The sequence below is a fragment of the Companilactobacillus keshanensis genome, assembly GCF_003946205.1.
Taxonomy (GTDB): Bacteria; Bacillota; Bacilli; order Lactobacillales; family Lactobacillaceae; genus Companilactobacillus; species Companilactobacillus keshanensis.
The window spans coordinates 52,591-73,385 of record NZ_RHOS01000006.1 but is presented as its reverse complement, the minus strand read 5'-3'; the positions used below and the strand labels follow the sequence as shown (position 1 = coordinate 73,385).

General features: G+C 33.8%; 17 protein-coding genes and 1 CRISPR repeat array. Of the genes, 12 read left to right on the top strand and 5 right to left on the bottom strand.

All coding sequences use genetic code 11. The features are described from left to right. Nucleotides 1–4 precede the first annotated feature (4 nt). From tsaD to EKM64_RS04990, 6 genes are all read left to right on the top strand, one after another. The gene (tsaD, locus tag EKM64_RS05015) at nt 5–1,018 is read left to right on the top strand and encodes a tRNA (adenosine(37)-N6)-threonylcarbamoyltransferase complex transferase subunit TsaD (protein WP_125676231.1); all 1,014 of its coding nucleotides are present in this window, start codon (nt 5–7) and stop codon (nt 1,016–1,018) included. Between the two features lie 100 nt (nt 1,019–1,118). After that, on the top strand, nt 1,119–4,511 hold the full coding sequence (gene cas9, locus EKM64_RS05010) for a type II CRISPR RNA-guided endonuclease Cas9 (protein ID WP_125676230.1): 3,393 nt from the start codon (nt 1,119–1,121) through the stop codon (nt 4,509–4,511). Nucleotides 4,512–4,685: 174 nt separating this feature from the next. Next, nucleotides 4,686–5,594, top strand: coding sequence for a type II CRISPR-associated endonuclease Cas1 (cas1, locus tag EKM64_RS05005; RefSeq protein WP_125676227.1), 909 nt, complete (start codon nt 4,686–4,688; stop codon nt 5,592–5,594). Between the two features lie 11 nt (nt 5,595–5,605). Further along, the gene (cas2, locus tag EKM64_RS05000; RefSeq protein ID WP_125676356.1) at nt 5,606–5,914 is read left to right on the top strand and encodes a CRISPR-associated endonuclease Cas2; all 309 of its coding nucleotides are present in this window, start codon (nt 5,606–5,608) and stop codon (nt 5,912–5,914) included. Then, nucleotides 5,911–6,933 carry a CRISPR-associated protein Csn2-St gene (csn2-St, locus tag EKM64_RS04995; RefSeq protein ID WP_125676225.1) on the top strand — a complete coding sequence of 341 codons (1,023 nt, stop codon included), beginning with the start codon at nt 5,911–5,913 and terminating at the stop codon, nt 6,931–6,933. The genes cas2 and csn2-St overlap by 4 nt, the downstream gene beginning before the upstream one ends. Before the next feature lie 26 nt (nt 6,934–6,959). After that, nucleotides 6,960–8,315: direct repeats of the CRISPR family, unit length 36 nt; unit sequence GTTTTTGTACTCTTAAGGATTTAGTAATAGTAAAAC. A 147-nt stretch (nt 8,316–8,462) separates the two neighbouring features. Further along, complete coding sequence (locus EKM64_RS04990) at nt 8,463–9,101, top strand: FMN-dependent NADH-azoreductase (protein ID WP_125676223.1); 639 nt, start codon at nt 8,463–8,465, stop codon at nt 9,099–9,101. A gap of 83 nt (nt 9,102–9,184) precedes the next feature. Here EKM64_RS04990 and EKM64_RS04985 read toward each other — a convergent pair whose 3' ends face one another. After that, nucleotides 9,185–9,757, bottom strand: a complete 573-nt coding sequence (locus tag EKM64_RS04985; RefSeq protein WP_125676221.1) for a TetR/AcrR family transcriptional regulator — start codon at nt 9,755–9,757, stop codon at nt 9,185–9,187. Nucleotides 9,758–9,898: 141 nt separating this feature from the next. Here EKM64_RS04985 and EKM64_RS04980 point away from each other — a divergent pair, with 141 nt between their 5' ends. Then, nucleotides 9,899–11,638: an MFS transporter gene (locus EKM64_RS04980; protein ID WP_125676219.1), complete on the top strand. Its 1,740-nt coding sequence runs from the start codon at nt 9,899–9,901 to the stop codon at nt 11,636–11,638. Between the two features lie 51 nt (nt 11,639–11,689). On the opposite strand, the gene EKM64_RS04975 is transcribed toward EKM64_RS04980, so the two are convergent. Next, nucleotides 11,690–12,172, bottom strand: a complete 483-nt coding sequence (locus tag EKM64_RS04975; protein ID WP_125676217.1) for a GNAT family N-acetyltransferase — start codon at nt 12,170–12,172, stop codon at nt 11,690–11,692. A 151-nt stretch (nt 12,173–12,323) separates the two neighbouring features. On the opposite strand from EKM64_RS04975, the gene EKM64_RS04970 reads away from it, so the two are divergent. Further along, nucleotides 12,324–13,205: a LysR family transcriptional regulator gene (locus EKM64_RS04970; protein ID WP_125676215.1), complete on the top strand. Its 882-nt coding sequence runs from the start codon at nt 12,324–12,326 to the stop codon at nt 13,203–13,205. 289 nt (nt 13,206–13,494) lie between these two features. On the opposite strand, the gene EKM64_RS04965 is transcribed toward EKM64_RS04970, so the two are convergent. Together EKM64_RS04965 and EKM64_RS04960 are read right to left on the bottom strand one after the other, a co-directional pair. Next, entirely contained in the window at nt 13,495–14,349 is an 855-nt protein-coding gene (locus EKM64_RS04965; protein ID WP_125676212.1) for a DUF368 domain-containing protein, read from the bottom strand. A gap of 57 nt (nt 14,350–14,406) precedes the next feature. Beyond that, nucleotides 14,407–16,317: an ABC-F family ATP-binding cassette domain-containing protein gene (locus EKM64_RS04960; RefSeq protein WP_125676210.1), complete on the bottom strand. Its 1,911-nt coding sequence runs from the start codon at nt 16,315–16,317 to the stop codon at nt 14,407–14,409. A 136-nt stretch (nt 16,318–16,453) separates the two neighbouring features. On the opposite strand from EKM64_RS04960, the gene EKM64_RS04955 reads away from it, so the two are divergent. From EKM64_RS04955 to EKM64_RS04940, 4 genes are read left to right on the top strand one after another with little or no spacing between them, the layout of a single operon-like run. Beyond that, complete coding sequence (locus EKM64_RS04955) at nt 16,454–17,104, top strand: redox-sensing transcriptional repressor Rex (protein ID WP_125676208.1); 651 nt, start codon at nt 16,454–16,456, stop codon at nt 17,102–17,104. Nucleotides 17,105–17,122: 18 nt separating this feature from the next. Beyond that, nucleotides 17,123–18,085 carry a mannose-6-phosphate isomerase, class I gene (gene manA, locus EKM64_RS04950; protein ID WP_125676206.1) on the top strand — a complete coding sequence of 321 codons (963 nt, stop codon included), beginning with the start codon at nt 17,123–17,125 and terminating at the stop codon, nt 18,083–18,085. A gap of 57 nt (nt 18,086–18,142) precedes the next feature. Beyond that, nucleotides 18,143–18,955 carry an alpha/beta fold hydrolase gene (locus EKM64_RS04945; protein WP_125676204.1) on the top strand — a complete coding sequence of 271 codons (813 nt, stop codon included), beginning with the start codon at nt 18,143–18,145 and terminating at the stop codon, nt 18,953–18,955. A gap of 57 nt (nt 18,956–19,012) precedes the next feature. Next, complete coding sequence (locus EKM64_RS04940; RefSeq protein WP_125676202.1) at nt 19,013–20,293, top strand: cation:dicarboxylate symporter family transporter; 1,281 nt, start codon at nt 19,013–19,015, stop codon at nt 20,291–20,293. 109 nt (nt 20,294–20,402) lie between these two features. Here EKM64_RS04940 and EKM64_RS04935 read toward each other — a convergent pair whose 3' ends face one another. After that, nucleotides 20,403–20,789, bottom strand: a complete 387-nt coding sequence (locus EKM64_RS04935; protein WP_125676200.1) for a MerR family transcriptional regulator — start codon at nt 20,787–20,789, stop codon at nt 20,403–20,405. Nucleotides 20,790–20,795: the final 6 nt, after the last annotated feature.

The following is a 20,795-nucleotide window of genomic DNA, read 5'->3' as shown; positions in this document are numbered from 1 at the left end:
AATCGTGAAAAAAGATACATTAATATTGTCGTTTGAGAGTAGCTGTGACGAAACAAGTGTCGCTGTTATTAAGAATGGTAAGAAAATCTTATCAAATATAATTGCAACTCAGATCAAGAGTCATCAAAGATTCGGCGGAGTTGTACCAGAAGTTGCCAGTCGTCATCATGTTGAGGAAGTTACTCACTGTATTGAACTTGCTTTAGATGAGGCTAAAATTGGCTATGATGATCTTGATGCTGTAGCTGTGACATATGGACCAGGATTAGTTGGTTCATTGTTGATCGGTATTATGGCCGCTAAGACAGTCGCCTTTGCACATAATTTACCTTTGATAAAGGCCAATCATTTGGCAGGGCACATTTATTCAGCTAATCTTGTTGCTGATTTACAATATCCATTTATGGCGCTCTTAGTATCCGGTGGACATACAGAGATCGTTTTAGTACGTTCACCTGGTGAATTTGAAACTCTTGGAGATACACGTGATGATGCTGTAGGTGAGGCCTATGACAAAATCGGTCGTGTTTTGGGAATCAATTATCCAGCTGGTAAACAAGTTGATGAAATGGCTGCTAGAGGAAATGATATTTTTGATTTCCCACGTGCCATGGTTCAAGAAGATAATCTTGACTTTAGTTTTAGTGGCCTGAAGAGTTCATTTATTAATCGCGTTCATCATGCAGATCAAGTTCATGAAGAACTCAACAAAGATGATCTAGCTGCTAGTTTTCAAGGTGCCGTTTTGGATATTTTAAGTAATAAAATTTTCAGAGCCCTAAAACAGCATCCAGTTAAGCAACTAGTTGTTGCTGGCGGAGTGGCCGCTAATCAAGGGTTACGCCAACGTTTGAAGAAAGATGTCGAAGAACGTAATTTAGATATGGATCTGATTTTCCCACCATTAAGATTATGTGGTGACAATGCCGCTATGATCGGTGCAATTGCTCAGGTTCAATATGATAAGAAGGATTTTGCTGATTTAACAATTAATGCGGATCCTAGTTTGGATTTTTAGAAGATCGAGGTAGACTCGATCTTTTTTTATTATCGTTTTTCGCGTACAATCTTTGTGATATATTAAACTTGTGTAATTTAAGGTAATGGGGGGAATTAAAGTGAATCGAAAGATAAGTTTAGGATTAGATATTGGCGTGTCGTCGGTTGGATACAGTGTAATAGATTATGAAGCCGGTAAAATTCTTGAGTTAGGGTCAAGACTAATTAATGCCAAAATCGGTGAAGAAAATCAGACACGTAGAAGTATGCGTGGTACACGTAGATTAATTAACCGTAAAAAACAGCGTCGTAAGGATACTGCTAAGTTGTTTAATGAGTTTGGGTTAATAAATACTAAGGACGATAAAAATTATTTTGATCATTTTGCCAATAATTCTAATCCATATGAATTGCGAGTTAAAGGGTTATCTGAAGAATTGTCCTTATCAGAAATTTCTGAAAGTCTATATCATATTGTGAAACGTCGGGGAATAAGTTATGACTTGAAAGATGCTGATGATGAGTCTGAAGGTTCAGAGTATTCCAAAAGTTTGCAAATAAATACTAAGGAGTTGAAGACGCAAACACCAGCACAAATACAGTTAGAACGTTTAGATAAATATAGGGCCACTAGGGGTAAGGTAGTAGTTGATGCTAATGAGAGGGAAGTATTGCTGAATGTCTTTCCCACAAAATCATATTTTGATGAGGCGAAACTGATCATTGAAAAGCAAAGAGAATTTTACCCTGATGTATTAACCGAAGAGTTTGAAGAAGCATACTGTGAAATATTAAATCGTAAAAGGGATTACTTTGTTGGACCAGGTAGTGAGAAGTCGAGGTCTGATTATGGTATTTATAAAGAAGACGGTCGTACTTTAAAAAATCTATTCGAAGAATTAATTGGACATGATAAAATTTTCCCAAAGGAATTAAGAGCTTCAAGTGCTTCGTATACCGCACAGGTATTTAATGTGTTAAATGATTTGAATAATTTACGTATTTTGAATTATGAAGATCAAAAATTAACTGAGGCCGATAAGAATCATATCCTATTAGAACTAAAGAAATCTACATCTAATATCAATATGATTAAATTGATTAAAAAAATAGTGGGTTGTGATGACTCGGATATTACTGGTTATAGAACTAATGAAAAAGATAAACCTGAAATAAGCTCGATGGGAATTTATCATAAAATACATAAAAAATTCTTAGAGTCGGATATTGATATATTTGATTGGCCTACTGACTTTTTGGATCGGCTTAGTTTTATTATTACTCTTAACACTGAGAATGGTGAAATTAGGAAACAGTTGCGTAGTCAATTACAGCCTGAATATGATTTTTTGACCGATGATTTGATTCAATTAATTATTGATAACAAGGTTAGTTTTAATGTTACGTCCAATAATAAATGGCACAGACTATCTGTCAAAACAATGAAACTACTAATACCAGAAATGTTAAAACGTCCCGTTGAACAAATGACTCTGATCAACGAAATGGGATTGATCAAAGATAATGGTAAGAAGTATAATCAATATAAATATATACCATATAAGAAAATTGCCGAAGAGATCTACAATCCAGTTGCGGCTAAATCAGTTCGGGAAGCTTTAAAAATTGTTAATGCTGTAGTGAAAGAATATGGTCATATTAACTATATTGTTGTAGAAATGCCTCGTGATAAGAATGAAAAAGAAGCCAAGGACCAAATTAAAGATTTTCAAGATAAAAATAAAGAGCAAAAGAACGATGCTCTCAAAAAATTTACTAATTCAGTTGGTAGTAAGCCAATGGTTGATGATGGCTTAAGAAGATATGGAGCAAAGCTATTTTTCAAAATCAGGCTCTGGTATCAACAACAAGGAATAGATTTGTATAACGGCAAATCAATTTTGGCATCTGATTTATTAAATAATCCTGATAATTTTGAAATAGATCATATAATACCGCAATCCATTTCATTTGACGATAGTGTCAATAATAAGACATTATGTTATGCCGAGATGAATCAAATTAAAGGGCAAAAGACTCCATTTGAATTCTTGAATGAAGGACACGGTCAGGGATTTGATTCTATGAAGGCAATGGTAATTAAAAATCCAATATTTAATAAAAATAAACGCAAGAACTATCTATTTTCGGAAAATGTTAGTGATATTGATACGCGGAAGAGATTTATTTCTCGTAATTTAGTTGACACTAGGTATTCTTCAAGAGTCGTTTTGAATAGTTTACAGGAATTTTTTAGAGAAAAAGAAATTAATACAAAAGTTACCGTCATTCGTGGTAAATTTACTTCCAATATGCGTAAACATTGGCATATTAATAAGACCAGAGAAACCTATCATCATCATGCCATTGATGCGTCAATAATTGCTTCAACTCCATTTTTAAATATTTGGAAAAAAGGAGTCAATATCTTCCCCGTCAAGGTTGAAAACGATAATACTGTAGATATCGAAACTGGGGAGATATTGGATGATAAGAGTTTTGACAAAGAGGTTTATGCACAACCATACAATGGATTTGTTTATGAACTTATGAATTCCGATGACAGAATTAAGTTTTCTCATCAAGTAGATAAAAAGATGAATCGTAAAGTCAGTGATGCCACGATATATTCTACAAGGTTTGGGAAACTGGCTAAAGATAAAAAAGAATCAGAATATGTTGTCGCCAAAATTAAAAATATTTATGATCCTAAAGAGTATGCTAGATTTAAAAACATTTATGATAAGGATAAAACCAAATTTTTGTTGAATAAATATGATCCAAGAAGTTTCAACTATTTGGAAGAGATAATGAATACGTATCCAGATTCAATTGAGAAAATGGGTAGGAATGATAAAGTCCATGTGGTTGCGGTATCCCCATTTGAACTTTATCGTCTGGATCACGGACCAGTTAGAAAATATTCAAAGAAAAATAATGGACCTGAAATAAGACAACTCAAATATTTAGATAAGAACATTGGATCCAATATTGATATCACTCCTGAAAATGCTAAAAATAAACATGTTATCTTACAGTCGCTCAATCCATGGCGAACCGATGTTTATTTGAATCATGAAAATGATGAGTATGAGATCATGGGTATTAAATATTCTGATCTTAAATTCAATAAGAATGAAGGATATGGAATTAAACGTGATAAGTATTTAGAAATCAAGCATCGTGAAAAAGTATCGGATGATTCTGAATTTATGTTTACTTTGTACAAGAAAAATCAAATTAAGGTTAAAAATATGGAAACTGGTGAAAGTGTGGAGATGTTATTTTGGTCTCGCACTATGGAAACACACAAAGGTTATGTTGAATTGAAGCCAATATATAAATATAAGACAGATAATGATGTTTGGAAAATATATGGTTCTGCAAAGAAACAAATTCTTAAACAGTTAGTACCAAAAAATTGTAAAATTTGGAAAGTAAACACAGACATACTAGGCAATCCATATTACTTAGAAAAAGAGGGAGAGAATCCTAAAGATATCCTTGATTAATGAATAGTTTGTGATACTATTAATTTGTAAGGGACGCCTTATATGTTTGAATATATTCATTCGACGTTTTACTATTACTAAATTCTTAAGGATCTACAAAAATAAGGATTTATTCCGAATTTACCACCTACTTGTTAGGTGGTTTTTTTTTACAAAAATTTAGGAGGATAACTTATGGCGTGGAGAATAGTTCATGTTAAGGAAGGCGATTTATTAAGGCTTAGATTGGATAATTTGGAAATTAGAAAGAAGGACGATAAATTTTATATTCCATTATCGGATATCACAATGGTTGTACTTGAGGGGAATAAGACCTCGATAACCACCAAATTGATGTCTAGTTTAAGTCAGAATAATGTTGGTTTAGTAATTTGTGATGATAAATATTTGCCCGTTGGTATCTACTTACCTTACGGTCAATATCATCATTATGCAAAAAGGGTTATAAAACAGGCTTGTTGGACTACTGAACAAAAAGATTTAATTTGGCAAAGTGTTATTAAGCAAAAAATGGATAATCAAATAGCTTTTGCCAGATGGACTGGAGTAGAACAGGAACGTCTTGAATTAATGGAAGATTTGGTTTCTGATCTTGCGGTTGGTGATAAAACTAATCGAGAAGGGCACGTTGCTAAAGTATATTTTGATTCGCTGTATGGAAAGAGTTTTACTCGTGGAGATGACAATGTTATAAATGCCGCTATGAACTTTGGATATGCAATTTTAAGATCATGTATGGCAAGGATAGTAGTCGGTAACGGATTAGTGACAATGTTAGGGATATTTCATAAAAATGAATTTAATAGTTTTAACTTAGTTGATGATTTGATGGAACCTTATCGTCCACTGATGGATTATTGGATCAATCAAAATCTATTGGGTGAAAAAAACTATTTAAGCTATGAATCACGACTCCAAATAATTGAATTTATGAATCAGAAGATCAAAATTAAAGGAAAGAAAATGTCGATAGATAATTCAATGCAAGAATTTGTCACCAGCTTCATAACTGCAATAGAAGCTAATGATATAGAATCTTTGTCAAATATCGATTTAAAAAATTTCGTGGGTGAAGGAAGTTGAAATATCAGAATATGAGAATGATGTGTTTATTTGATTTACCAATGGATACTCCAAAACAACAACGACAATACCGAATTTTTAGGAAGGAATTGATCAGAAACGGTTTTATGATGTTGCAATATTCAGTTTATTATCGTTCAATTCCTAATCGATCAGCTGGTAAGAAATATCAAAATGCAATCGAATATTTCTTACCGGAAAATGGGGAGATTAGACTTATGGCCGTTAGTGAAAAGCAATTTGAAGATATGCAAGTTCTTGTTGGTAGTAAGAGCAAACAAGAAACGATTGTTGGTAATAAGAATCTGGTGATCATATGATATTAAAAATTGAATTAGAAAATCAGAAATTTTTGGATCTTGATTTTGACGATATTGTTTATTTAACAGGGATTGATCATAAAAAATTATGGACTGTTTTTCGCAGTTTATATTATTATTTCAATCGCAGCCCCAGATTGACCTCCAATATTTATGGAGATAATGATATCGAGTTGTACATTGATGATGAGAAGGTTTCAGTGAAGAATAATGATGTTTTCTTTATAAATAATCGTGACAGTATTTATCAACAAATGCAGTATAAAAAGGATACCTTATTGTATGAGTTGCTGAATAAACTGAATGATGATCTCGATATTGACCATGCAATTGAGAATATGAATAATGAAAACTTTCGTTTAGAGATTAAAGTTCAAGAATTCTTAGATGACTATTCTAATAATTTGCGGATAAATTTTCAGGATCTAAATTATTTAGAGATGTTAAAAAATTTTTTGGTATTGAATTATCAAGAGGATTCAAAAAATTATCCCTTGGAATTTATGAATACTGAAAGTTTGTTAGATGAATTTTTAAATTTTTTGAAATTAAAATTGAGTAAGAATAGCCATCCGACTTGGTTAGTTTTGTACAATGTTGATAGTTTTATTTCTCAATATGAAAAAAATAACTTCTTTATCAAAATAAAAAAGTTATTGAGTGAATATGATTTGAAGGTAGTTTATATTGGCAATAATCTTGAAAACTTACCAATAGATACAATGGATTTAGAAAAGATTGTCGTGGCCGCTGATGAATTTGATCAGTTATTGCCAACCGATGAGTTATTACATTCTGTAAAGAATAACTATCCTAATGAATTTAATAGTAGTGAAGAAAAATTTGTTGAATCTATGCAGCGAATTATTCCCTATATTGGAATTAAAGAAAAATTGTTTCTTAATAACAAGGATTTGGTATTATTGAAGGTAGTAAATGAGATTCTAAACTACGAGACGTCGTTTAGTTTTGAAGATCAGTTACTGACAGATGCAGAAACCAAATTTTTGGAGGATTGATAACGTGTTGATTTTTTGAATTTGAGGTTTTTGTACTCTTAAGGATTTAGTAATAGTAAAACTGACCCTTCCAATTTCTTAGTAAGGACTAAGTTTTTGTACTCTTAAGGATTTAGTAATAGTAAAACTCATAGCAAGAATATTATTCCAATCCAAATGTTTTTGTACTCTTAAGGATTTAGTAATAGTAAAACGGTTCGCCAGTCTTTTCGTTCCAAACGTATGTTTTTGTACTCTTAAGGATTTAGTAATAGTAAAACATTTACTGGGGTAAAGCAGATGATTGATGAGTTTTTGTACTCTTAAGGATTTAGTAATAGTAAAACCATTTTTAAATGACAGTTCATTTACACATAGTTTTTGTACTCTTAAGGATTTAGTAATAGTAAAACTTACTAACTTATAAGCACCGAAATCTTTATGTTTTTGTACTCTTAAGGATTTAGTAATAGTAAAACATTGATTTTGTATTCTAGTGTAAAACTAGGGTTTTTGTACTCTTAAGGATTTAGTAATAGTAAAACCAGTAACCCACAAAAAAAGCGAATTTCATTGTTTTTGTACTCTTAAGGATTTAGTAATAGTAAAACATCAAACACATGGTAGTTTTCCTACTGTTGGTTTTTGTACTCTTAAGGATTTAGTAATAGTAAAACGAATTGTTAATCAAACTAATTTGTTAATTGGTTTTTGTACTCTTAAGGATTTAGTAATAGTAAAACATAATGTACCTACAATCCCATCGGATCCGTGTTTTTGTACTCTTAAGGATTTAGTAATAGTAAAACTGTATTAGCTGAATCTGGACGTGATATGGAGTTTTTGTACTCTTAAGGATTTAGTAATAGTAAAACAAATATGATGATTAATAAGGTTAAGAAGAGGTTTTTGTACTCTTAAGGATTTAGTAATAGTAAAACTTTGAAACTACTGACATTACAGCATTTCAAGTTTTTGTACTCTTAAGGATTTAGTAATAGTAAAACGAAATTATAAAGGTATGATATATTCAATCGGTTTTTGTACTCTTAAGGATTTAGTAATAGTAAAACTTTGAAACTACTGACATTACAGCATTTCAAGTTTTTGTACTCTTAAGGATTTAGTAATAGTAAAACAAATATGATGATTAATAAGGTTAAGAAGAGGTTTTTGTACTCTTAAGGATTTAGTAATAGTAAAACTAATGATTTTAAAACTCCGTCTGATCCTAAGTTTTTGTACTCTTAAGGATTTAGTAATAGTAAAACAACACTAGAACAATATCGCATTCTTGGTGAGTTTTTGTACTCTTAAGGATTTAGTAATAGTAAAACTCTGAAGATAATTAAGTTACCAGCTGGCACGTTTTTGTACTCTTAAGGATTTAGTAATAGTAAAACTATTACTAACATTAATCTTGATTGCCAACTATTTTCATACTCTTAAAGACTCAGCATCATTAAAATAATTAAACACGCCAAATGTAGGCGTGCTTTTTCTATCTCCAAATTCTCAATTTGTTAAAATAAAGAAAAAAGGTGATTTACATGACACAACTTCTAGCCATAATTGCTCATCCCAAAACTGATAAAGTATCAACAAGCATCAAGCTCTATCAAAACTTCATAAGAGAGTATCAAGAATCAAATCCTAACGATACAATTATCGAGCGCTACGTTTCTGAAGAGCCACGCCTACCATTTGATGAAACGGCTCTGTCTATATATAACAAGAAAGCTAGTGGAGCCAAATTTACTAGGCACGAGCGAGCGATAAATGTGGCCCGGCAACTATATGTTGATGAGTTTGTTACTACAGACAAGTATGTTTTTGTAAATCCTATGTATAATTTTTTTCTTCCAGCAGAAATGAAGAGTTATTTAGATCTCGTCATGCAAATTCCAGATACTTTTGAATATGACAACCATTCAAAACTACAAGGTAATTTGCACGCAAAAAAGGCACTGCATCTGCAATCTAGTGGGGATCGGTTTCACAGTGCGGATATTATTCAAATGAAGGAGTTGGACTTAGGGAACAGGTATTTAAGGACTATCTTTAATATTATGGGTGTATCTGACTTCCAGAACATATTTATAGAAGGGATGGATTTTGATCCAGACAATACGCAAAAAATCTTAAATCAAGGTTATAAAAAGGTTCAAAACTTAGCTAGGGTATTTTAAAAGCCGACTTGAAAGTCGACTTTTTTTGTGCGCTTCGAATGGTCGATAACTTGGTGTTGAAAAGGTTAGAAATCATCTCTTACTTAATTTTCCTTAGCTAAACTTTGTAAGACTTTCATTATTTCAGATACCATTTTATCTTCGGGGGTGCGGCAATCTGTTGAAATCCAATTAAACAGAACATTGATCATTCCACCAAATCCTAACTGAACGCCGATAGTTTTTTCTAATGGTGATTGCCATTCTCTCCAAATAGCAGGATTATCTGAAATTTCTTTGATGAATATGGAAGTGGCACTTTTTGATAAATAACTAGATAAATCGGAATCGATTAGAATTTTTAAATCATCATGATTTTTACCGAAATATTCAAAAGCATACAGTAGTAATTGTTTGTATGACTTCGGATCAAGATTGTGAACCGATTGAGAATATTTATACCAAATATCGTTTATAGTCTCTTTTAGTGTTTCATTCTTTGATTTATACAACCGATAAAAAGTGGGACGTGAAATTCCAGCGGTTAGAACTATTTGCTTTATCGTTATTTCATTGAAATTGTAAGTTTTTAGTAATTCAAGCAGTGCATCCTTGATCCATATCTTAGTTTGAATTTGCATTCTTGTTACATTTTGAACTGTTTTGTCTCTATCCATTACAAGTATCTCCAATTCATAAAATATAAGCCTCAAAAATAGTAGTTTTGAATGAATTATTTTATATTGGTCTCGAGTTGAGACAAGTGTATCAGGTTGAATCAAATGTAACACTAAATTCGACTCGACGGAGGCTAAAACATGTATACAGAGAATGCAGGTAAGTTTAAAGAAAAACTAATATTGGTGGCCATGACAATAACGGGCTTTATGGTTATCCTAGATACTAATATAATGAATATTACAATTCCTGATATTCAATCGGGATTAAACGTATCATTATCGGATCTATCGTGGGCAATAAATATATATACAATATTATTTGCTTCATTTTTAATTCCGTTTGGTAGATTAGGAGACAAAATTGGTCATGTTAAATTACTAAATACAGCAATTATTGTGTTTGCTGCTGGGTCAATAGTCAGTGGAATGTCTCAAAGTTTGACAATGTTAATTATCGGTCGCTCTATTCAAAGTATTGGTGCCGCAGTTATGTTGCCTTCTGGTATGATTATTGAATTTCATCATAGCACCATGAAACAACGTGGGAAAATAGTCTCAATCTTTGCGGCAACTCAAGCAATGGGAGCAGCACTTGGACCTTCTATTGGTGGATTAGTTGCACAATTCATGGGCTGGCATTGGGTATTTCTTATCAATATACCAGTTGTAGTGCTTGTATTAATAATAAATATAGCGACATTATCAATGAAAAATGAACAAGTTTCAGCTTCAAAAATTGATATCATTGGTGCAGTGTTGATAGCTTTGACTCTATTTTTAATGACTCTCGGATTAGTTCAAGGTAGAAATTGGGGTTGGACTAGTGCAACAACAATTGGTACATTCGTGACGGGATTGATTTCATTGGTAGCTTTTATTTACCACGACAAACACACGTCAGATCCTATTGTTCCATTATCACTTTTTAAAGATAGAAATTTTGTTGCATCAACGATTATGATATTATTATCCTTCACTTTTTTGGCAAGTTTTGTAGGTATCATGCCCACATACTTAACGAAAATAATGGGTGTGTCAGAATTGCATGCCGGTTTATTAATTACACCAATGTCAGCCGCCATGTTGGTAGCCACACCAATCGCCACTAATATTATTGAAAAAATAAACGTTAAAATACCTTTGACTGTCGGAATCTTGTCAACAGCAGTTGGAGTCTATTTACTAAGTAAAATCAACGTTGACAATAGTTGGTCGCAGCTTTATATCATTGATATTTTGATTGGAATTGGCGTGGGATGCATTGCTGGTCCTGCATTATCACTTGGAATTAATAAATTACAGGGTGCCGACTTAACCTCAGGACAGAATGTTTTGAATGTTCTAAGAAATGTTGGTGCGGTAATTGGAATTGCTTTATTCTTATCATTACTAGATGGAAATATCACTACTGCTAAGCAAGATACATACGATTATTCAGTTCGCCAAGTACAAAAAATTGATGTGGCAAAGGGTACTAAGAATAAGATAGATAATAAACTTCACAACAAGTTAGTTTCATCAAGTACACAAATTAGTAATGGTAATAAGAAAATCAAGACTATGACAATTACTAATTCCGCAAAAAATACTTTGGTAAATGAAACATACAATAAGCTACTATTACAAAAGCAAATGGCTGGGGTAAGCGTACCAGCACCGATGAAACTAATAATGTATAAAACAGTTGAACAAAAAGCTGATGCTAGTGTACTTAAAATCAATGATCAAATTTCAACAGCAACTCACAACATTAAGCATCATTTGACGGTACAATTAAAAGATTCATTTAAGATTCTATACTCTTGGGAATTGCCAGCAGTTTTAATTAGTTTACTTGGAGTATTTATCTACAAAAATGATCCTAATAAAATTAAGTAACATGACCTATATCCCCCAAAAGTTAGAACAACTTTGGGGGTATTTTTTGTGTTAAATATTTTTGATGAAAAAGAGTGAATCACGATCTGGATAATCATATTTAATTGGAACATCATTTCTGTCAATTTCTTCAAATCCGTTCTTTTTATAAAAATGATGTGCCCGATGACAGGCTTCAGGTGTATCTAATAAAATATGATGTAAATGATTTTCCTTTGCTGAGCTAATTAACGCATCAAATAATTTCGCAGAGATTCCATTTTTAGATCCACGATAATCTTGATGAACAAAGAATTTCTTCAAAACACCGTATTCCTCGTTCTCTTGAAGTAATCCAATCGTACCAATAACATCATCATTATCGTTTGTTGCAATCCAAAACCCACCCTGGTTTTGTAAATAATATTTCGTGATATCTTGCATATCTGGCTGTTCCTCCAGAGATAAATCGACATTGTTATCAAAGTTTTGTAGATACAGAATTAATGCAATTACTTGATTACGATATTTTGGTGAGTACATTTTGATTTCCATATTTCTATTCTCCATTTTTTCCATAAATTGACATTTATTATGTTGTTTTCTATAATAATTCTGATAAACGATTCAGTCTAATTGAAATATTAACATTTACAATTCGAATATTTCGATGTTTCGGTAGAAATTTTTGAAAAAGGAGAAGAATATGGATACTAAAACTTTAACAACTCTTCGAACAATTGCTGAAACAGGGAGTTTTCAAGCCGCAGCAAATAGATTAAATTACGCTCAGTCTACGGTCACATTTCAAATTCAACAATTAGAGCAAGAGTTATCGCTACAACTTTTTGAAAAAGTGGGGCGGAGAATGGTACTTACAAAAGCAGGCAAAGATATTCTTCCATTAATCGACAGTATTTTGGGTACAATTGATGAAATGAGAAACTACGGAAAATCTGAGAATGATTTATCTGGAGAATTAAAAATATCTGTTCCCGATACATTATTAACTTACAAAATGCAACCAATTTTAAATGCGTTTCATAATCAGAATCCAAATGTCCAACTTAGTTTACAAATGGCGAATTGTTTTACAATTCCTCAAAAGGTTGCTGATGGTACGGTCGACTTGGGCATTCATTATGATGTGGGTGGTTACAGTGATAGCCTTGTTGTTCATCGATTATGTGATTTTTCACTTGTATTAGTGGCGAGTTCACAAATGGATCCAAAAACTATAAATTTGCAAAGGACTCACCAACGGATAAATTTAACCCTTATTACAGATGATAAAGAAAGTATTTATCACAAAAAATTTTCGGCAGAAATTCTCACACGAGATATCGTCTTTACTCACATGCTAGAAATTGGAAGCATTGAAGCGGTCAAACAAAGTGTAATTAGTAACCTAGGGGTTGCGTATCTACCAAAGTTTGTTGTTGAATCAGAATTGGCTAATAATCAATTGCAAGTGATACAAACGAAATTTACTGATGATAAATTAACATCAGTTTATGTTCATAGAAAGAATATGTGGGAGTCACGAGCATTCGACAGTTTTACTCAAAATTTGACTAATTTACTTTGAAAGATAATTGAGTTTGGTTGTATGATTTTCTCATCAAACAACAACCTAAGATTATATGCTTAGAAACAGGTCCATTTCCTTTTGATGTACAAAGAATTTATTTATCATATTTTATGAGAATTACTATCATACTTGAATATGACGCTCCTACGTTAGATGACCTCGAGCATATTGGGTTGTTTAAATTAAAAATACCCCTCAACAATATTTAATTGCTGGGGGGTATTTATGTCAGAAATGAATACTAATTTGATGTTGGAAGGCCGGAAACTAAAAGTTATCCCATACTTTATTTGTATTTATCCTCTAATTTACTCATCCACAGTCCTAATAGCATTCCGAGAATGAAGGTAATAACACTAAGCATGATCGTCATGCCAGTTATTCCGGCATAAGAAATTGTTTCTTCTGAATTAGGGTTTGGCACAAGGATCAAAATTGTACTGGCAACCACTATTCCTAAAATGAAATGATAGACCCGAGAATGATGGTGTTTGATCAGATATTCCATTCCCTTTGAGAATAGGGCCATAGAAATAACACCACCAACAGCAATTGGTAAAAATACTCCCATAATGTCGAAGTTTTTAAACCCGGTCAGCATGGGTGTGTACAATCCTAAAATCAATAGTAAGTTTGAAGGACTAAGTCCAGGGACCAGTACACCCAGTGCAATCAACATTCCGGCAATCACGAATCCAAAGAAATTAGCCGGGATAGTTCCAAATATTTCGCTCATGAAGAAAAGGAACAGTCCCCCTAAAATCAACATGGCGAAAAACCAACTAATATCGAAGAAATCTCGTTTTGAACGTGAGGTTGATTCTTTGATCAAAGCAGGTAAGGTTCCAATAATTGCTCCAGCAAACCCCCATAATACGATGACTTGATAGTGTGCTAAAAGAAATTCTAACGGTTTAGAAAGTAGACCAATTCCTACAATTCCACCTATACCAACTGGTAGAAAATACATGAAGTCCTTTTTGAAATTCTTTCTAAAATGAGCCATAAAGTGGAGTAATCGTTCGTAGATTCCTAAAATTGCTGCTAAAACACCACCAGAAACTCCAGGTAAGATAAAACCTAAGGCGATAATGACACCTTTGAAAAAGCGGATAAAGAAATTTTCTTGTCTGTTTTTCATTTGATCTCCTAAGTTGTTTGTTCTTAGAATATTAGCAAATTACTTCGATAAAGACAATTATTCACCTAAATCTTCCAACTCCAATGATTTTTCAGTCCATTCATCTTCAAGCTCACTTTGTTTTTTCTTGTTATCATCTAATTCTTTTTGAAAGTCGGCTAGTTTAGTGTATGAAGTAAGATTTTCTTCTTTAGTCATTTCTAATTGAATAGCAGAACTTTTCTCATCTAATTCAGAGATCTCTTTTTCTAATTGTTCAACTTGACGACGAATTTTTCTCTCTTGCTTTTGTTGTTCTTTAGATTGCTGGTACTCGACCTTTTTTTCACTGACGTTATGGCTTACACCGCTTTCCTCAGTTGGAGTAGCAGTCGTTTTCTCCAAGTAATAATCGTAATCACCAAGATAAATTTTGCTACCATTAGCACCGATATCGACGATACGATTGGCAAGTGTATTCAATAAGTAACGATCATGTGATACAAAGAGAACGGTTCCGTCAAAATTGCTTAAGGCATCTTCCAAAACTTCCTTACTGTCGATATCCAAATGGTTAGTTGGTTCATCCATTACTAAGAAATTATCGTGTTCCATTGACAACTTAGTCAAAGTAAGTCGAGCCTTTTCACCACCAGATAATCCAGATATTGGTTTCAAAACATCATCACCACTGAATAAAAATGATCCTAAAATGTTACGAATTATCTGTTCATCAAGTAGTGGATGGAGATCCCAGATCTCGTGAAGTACATCTTTACGTGAGTCCAAATTTGTCAAATTCTGGTCATAGTAACCTACTTGAACGTTGGCACCGAATTGGTAAGTACCTTTGATCAAAGGTATCTGATCTAGAATTGATTTTAGAAGGGTAGATTTACCAATTCCGTTAGGCCCGATAATACCAATTCGTTCGCCTTTTTTGACATCAAGATTTATTGGCTCTGACATGATGTGATCATCGTAGCCAATTGCAGCATCTTTAATCAACAAAACGTCATTTCCACTCTCTTTGTCAATTTGGAAACTGAAGTGTGCTGATGCTTGATCAGAACCAGGACGGTCCATGACATCCATCTTTTCCAGCTTTTTACGACGGCTTTGGGCCATCTTAGTAGTAGAAGCACGGACAATGTTCTTTTGAATATATTCTTCCGTCTTCTTGATCTCGGCCTGTTGTTCTTCGTAATGCTTCCACTCAACTTGTTGATTCTTTTTCTTTTCTTGTAAGTAGAAAGTATAGTTACCAGAATAGTGTTTTGAAGAATGGTGATTGATCTCAACAATTTCTGTAACGACTTTATCTAAGAAGTACTGGTCATGAGAGATGATAACCAGGGCACCACGATAGTTCTTCAAATAACCTTCTAACCACTCAACTGTATCGATATCTAAGTGGTTTGTCGGTTCGTCAAGTAACAGAATATCATGATGTTCTAAGAGCATTTTAGCCATAGCTAGACGTGAGCGTTCACCACCTGAGAGAGTAGAGATCTTGTCATGCCAGACGCCTTCTTCAAAGCCGAATCCTTTGAGGACACTACGGATCTCAGATTGATAGCCATAACCATTTTCTTGTCGAAAAGTGTTTTGTAATTGATCATATTGTTTTAGAATTTGATCATAGTCTTTGGTTGTATTGTCAGCTAGTTTAGCCTCGAGTTCGTGCATCTGATTTTCTTGCTTCTTAAGATAATCAAAGATTTTTTCCATCTCATCGAAAATGATATTGTCGCGATCAAGACCTGAATCCTGAGCTAAGTAACCGATATTAGTATCTTTTTTGAGAGCAATGTTTCCATCGCTATAACTTTCTTGATCGGAAATGATCTTGAGAAGCGTCGATTTACCAACGCCATTACGTCCTACGAGGCCGATACGACTGTTATCTTGAACTTCAAAATTGACATTTTCGAAGAGTTTTTTAGTTCCAAAGTTTTTAGTAATGCTCTGAGCTTGTAATAAAATCAAGTTAAATACCCCTTTACATATTCACAATTTTATCATTATTTGTAAAAAACAATTCTTTATAGGCTTAATCTATTGCGTTTTTGCTTAATTTTATTTACTATAAATATTAGTGAAATAACGCACATTGGTGGTAGATATGACAAAAACAACAGTTCCAAACGCAACTATTAAAAGGTTACCTATTTATTATAGGTATTTCCAGTTCTTAAAAGATGAAGGCACGCAAAAAGTTTCCTCAGGAGAATTATCTGAGGGCGTCAAAATTGACAGCGCTACGATAAGACGTGACTTCTCATACTTGGGAGCTTTAGGTAAGAGAGGGTACGGTTATGATGTAGATGAGCTTGTCGCCTTCTTCAAAAAATTACTCAATCAAGACAAACGGACTAATGTTGCCTTAGTCGGTGTCGGTAATTTGGGTAATGCCTTATTAAATTATAACTTTGCTAGAACAAATAATGTAAGAATTGCCGCAGCTTTTGATATTGATCAATCGATCGTTGGTACAGTCAAGAGCGGTGTGCCTGTTTATGATGTCTCTGAAATAAAAGAACAGTTAGATTTACAACAGATCGATGTATGTATTCTAACAGTTTCATCAAATGCAGCACAAGTTACGGCAAACCTTTTGGCTGATGCCGGAGTAAAGGGGATTTTAAACTTTACACCGGTAATTATTAACGTGCCAAATTCAATTCGTGTACATTATGTCGATTTGGCAAACGAATTACAGACTTTGATCTTCTTCTTGGACCGCGATAAGTCATTAGAGGAAAACGAAGACTAAAAATTGGGGGATTCTAACGTGGAGCCATTATTTTTAAAACCTGTTTTTCATGAAAAAATGTGGGGTGGTCGTAAATTAGAGAAATTCGATTACGATTTACCTGCAGGTGATATAGGAGAATGCTGGGCAATTTCGGGGCATCCCCATGGTCGTTCTGAGGTTGAAAATGGAGAATTTGCTGGACAATTTATCGATGATCTGTGGAAAAATCATGGTGAGTTATTCGGTAATCCAGAGGGCAAAGTATTTCCATTGCTAACAAAGATCTTAGATGCTGAGGCCAGCTTGTCGGTCCAAGTCCATCCAGATAATGATTATGCATGGAAACATGAGCATGAATTAGGTAAGACTGAATGCTGGTACATTATTGATGCCGAACCAGGTTCTTATCTTATTTATGGTCATAATGCCAAAAATAAAGCGGAACTAGTTGATATGATCGAATCAGGTAAGTGGGATGATCTTTTGAGAAAAGTCCCTGTTAAAACAGGTGATTTCTTCTATGTTCCTAGTGGTACAGTTCATGCCTTGAACAAGGGTATTATGGCTCTTGAAACGCAACAGAGCAGTGATACAACTTATCGTTTGTATGACTATGACCGTGTTGAAAAGAGTACTGGTAAGAAACGTGAACTACATATTCAACAATCAGAGGATACGATCACGGTTCCTCATAAGGATCCACAATTAGATATTCAGACAAAGACAGAAGGTAAGAACAAATTTACAACCTTTGTTCAACCACCTATCTCACCATTTTTTGCTGTTTATCGTTGGGAAGTACAAGAACCTGTTACTTTAAAACATGATATTGGAAAATATACTTTGATTTCAGTTATCAATGGTACTGGTAAAATTACCATTGAAGGCAAGGATTATGGCTTAAAGAAGGGTGTTCACTTGATTGTTCCTGCAACAGTTGACGAATGGACACTTGATGGAAGTCTTGATATAATTGCCTCTGAATCTGGTGAAAAATAAATTCTTATGAGATTGGGATGAAAATTCCAACCTCATTTTTTTGTTAGGAAGCAAAATATGAAAATTACTATAAACAATACACAGTTGAATTATGAAATCGTTGGAACTGGTTTTCCAGTTTATTTCTTTCATGGTATGAGTCAGGATTCAACCAGTATGATTGAAAACTATGAGCCACTTATGACGACAGGTATCAAAAGGATTTATCTTGACCTCCCAGGAATGGGGGACTCACAAGATGTATCCTTAATACACAATTCAGACGATGTCTTAAAATTAGTCATCAAATTTATTGATCAAATTACGGGGGATCAAAAAATTGCTGTCTGTGGACACTCTTATGGCGGTTATATTTGTCTAGGGCTGCTCGATAAACTTGGCTCAAAAATTAAATCATCCTTCATTACCTGTCCGGTGATCCATGCTGACAAAGAGAACCGTGATGTCAGTTCTCATAAGAATATTTTTCAAGAGAGGTTAGAAACAACTGATCCTAACTATCAAAAATTTCTTGATATGAATGTGTTGATCAATTCAATGGCCTGGGATAACTATAATAAATCGATAATTCCTGGTGCTAAGAAATACGATCTTGCATTTTGGAATCAGATAAAAGCTAGTCACAATTACAGTTTTTCATTTGAAAAACAGTTAATAGCAGATCTTAGTTCAAACAAGACTGACGTGACGATCCTTTTAGGAAAAAATGACCAAATAGTCGGTTACAGAGATCAACTTGCACTTTTAAATCCAGCAAATGAAATTCAAATAACAGTTTTGAATGACTCCGGGCATAATTTATTTACTGACAAACCAACGGATTGGCACGATCAATTTGAAAAATTCTCAAAATCCATTAAAAAAATTTAATTTGATTAGAAATAATCTGCTATAATATAACTCGACGCTTTTAAGGGGGCTTCTAAATTGCAAAAGCAAAAGTTTTTTCGACTTAGTTTAGGCTGGCAAATTATTATCGGCCTAGTTCTAGGTATAATTTTAGGGCAGATCTTTTATCACAATAAGGCTGCTATAACAGTCATGCAAAACATTGGTACAATGTTCATTTCATTAATCCAAATGATTGTTTTGCCTATTGTTATCTCATGTTTGACCGTCGGAATTGCCAATATGGGTGACATTAGAAAGCTAGGTCGTATCGGTCTGAAAACTTTGATTTACTTTGAGGTTATGACGACGCTAGCTATTATTATTGGTATTTTGGTTGCTAATGTCACACATCCAGGTACTTATATCAACATCAATGATTTAAAAGGTTCAAGTATTTCGCAATATACGGCCTCTGCTTCAAGCGCTAAACATTCAGGCGTCTGGTCAGTTTTGATGGGGATCATTCCAACAAATATCTTTGCTGCTATGGGTAAAGGGGACATGTTGCCAGTTATCTTCTTCTCAGTCCTATTTGGACTAGGAACGGCATCACTTGGTAAACAAGGTAAGATCATTACTGATCTGCTGAATGCTGTAGCAAATGTTATGTTTAAAGTAACAAACTGGGTTATGCGTACTGCTCCAATCGGTGTTTGTGCTCTGATCGGTGTTACTGTGGGTGAAATGGGATTTGAATCTCTCAAACCACTGGCATTATTTATTCTGATCGCTTATGCAACAATGGCTTTCTTTGTTTTCGTTGTTATGTATATTGTTGGTCGGATTTTCCATGTAAACTTCTTTGAATTATTCAGAATTATTGAAAATGAATTCGTCTTGGCCTTTACAACTGCCAGTTCGGAAGCTGCATTACCTAAGATGATGGAAAAAATGCAGGATTATGGGGCAAGTAAAGGTATAGTTTCATTTGTTATACCAACCGGATATACCTTTAACCTTGATGGTTCAGCAATATATCAATCGTTAGCTGCCTTGTTCTTGGCTCAGGCTTACCATATTGACCTATCGATCGGACAACAGATCACACTGATCGTTGTTTTGATGCTGACGTCTAAAGGTATGGCAGGTGTTCCAGGAGCCTCATTCGTTGTATTGTTAGCCACTGTTTCAACAATTGGTGTACCAATGCAGGGGTTAACATTTATCGCCGGTATCGATCGTCTAGTCGATATGGGACGTACTGCCGTCAACGTTGTCGGTAATTCACTAGCTACAATTATTATCGCTAAGAGTGAAAATGAGTTTGATGATGATCAGCGAAAGAAATATGTTGCTAGTTATAAACGTGGAGATTAAAGTGTGCCTTTGGGCAGGCTTTTTTTGTTGAAATTATTGACTTAAAATCTAGTCCAATATTTATTATTGGATCGTAAAAAAAGAGATTCCCAAGAATTGGGGATCTCTTTTAGCATTCTATGCCATCTTCAGTGCCAGCGTCGCAGGCTCTAGTGTAGTAATCTATTTTGTGATCGACCATATCTAAGTAGCCTTTAACTTCTTCGAGCTGTTTTTCAACATCTTTTCGATGCTTGTTAAAAAAATCTAGCCGTTCCTCAAGGGTACAATCACCTTTTTGACACAATTCAATAAATTGCTTGATTTCTTTGAGGCTCATGCCAGTATTTTTTAAACAGTTGATCGTTTGTAAAAATTCAAAGTCGTGTTCTTTAAAGTGGCGGCGACCATTAGCATCACGATCAACAAAGGGTAGTAGTCCCTTTTTATCATAATACCTGAGTGTATAAGAGCTCATACCAGTTCTTTTGGCAGCATCGCCAATTGTATATCCCATAAGTTT

Bases quoted from the DNA above. Each gene is read 5' to 3' on its own strand.
- cas1 (WP_125676227.1), top strand. From the start codon at position 4,686: ATGGCGTGGAGAATAGTTCATGTTAAGGAAGGCGATTTATTAAGGCTT.
- cas2 (WP_125676356.1), top strand. From the start codon at position 5,606: ATGAGAATGATGTGTTTATTTGATTTACCAATGGATACTCCAAAACAA.
- csn2-St (WP_125676225.1), top strand. From the start codon at position 5,911: ATGATATTAAAAATTGAATTAGAAAATCAGAAATTTTTGGATCTTGAT.
- EKM64_RS04990 (WP_125676223.1), top strand. From the start codon at position 8,463: ATGACACAACTTCTAGCCATAATTGCTCATCCCAAAACTGATAAAGTA.
- EKM64_RS04985 (WP_125676221.1), bottom strand. From the start codon at position 9,757: ATGGATAGAGACAAAACAGTTCAAAATGTAACAAGAATGCAAATTCAA.
- EKM64_RS04980 (WP_125676219.1), top strand. From the start codon at position 9,899: ATGTATACAGAGAATGCAGGTAAGTTTAAAGAAAAACTAATATTGGTG.
- EKM64_RS04975 (WP_125676217.1), bottom strand. From the start codon at position 12,172: ATGGAAATCAAAATGTACTCACCAAAATATCGTAATCAAGTAATTGCA.
- EKM64_RS04970 (WP_125676215.1), top strand. From the start codon at position 12,324: ATGGATACTAAAACTTTAACAACTCTTCGAACAATTGCTGAAACAGGG.
- EKM64_RS04965 (WP_125676212.1), bottom strand. From the start codon at position 14,349: ATGAAAAACAGACAAGAAAATTTCTTTATCCGCTTTTTCAAAGGTGTC.
- EKM64_RS04955 (WP_125676208.1), top strand. From the start codon at position 16,454: ATGACAAAAACAACAGTTCCAAACGCAACTATTAAAAGGTTACCTATT.
- EKM64_RS04945 (WP_125676204.1), top strand. From the start codon at position 18,143: ATGAAAATTACTATAAACAATACACAGTTGAATTATGAAATCGTTGGA.
- EKM64_RS04935 (WP_125676200.1), bottom strand. From the start codon at position 20,789: ATGGGATATACAATTGGCGATGCTGCCAAAAGAACTGGTATGAGCTCT.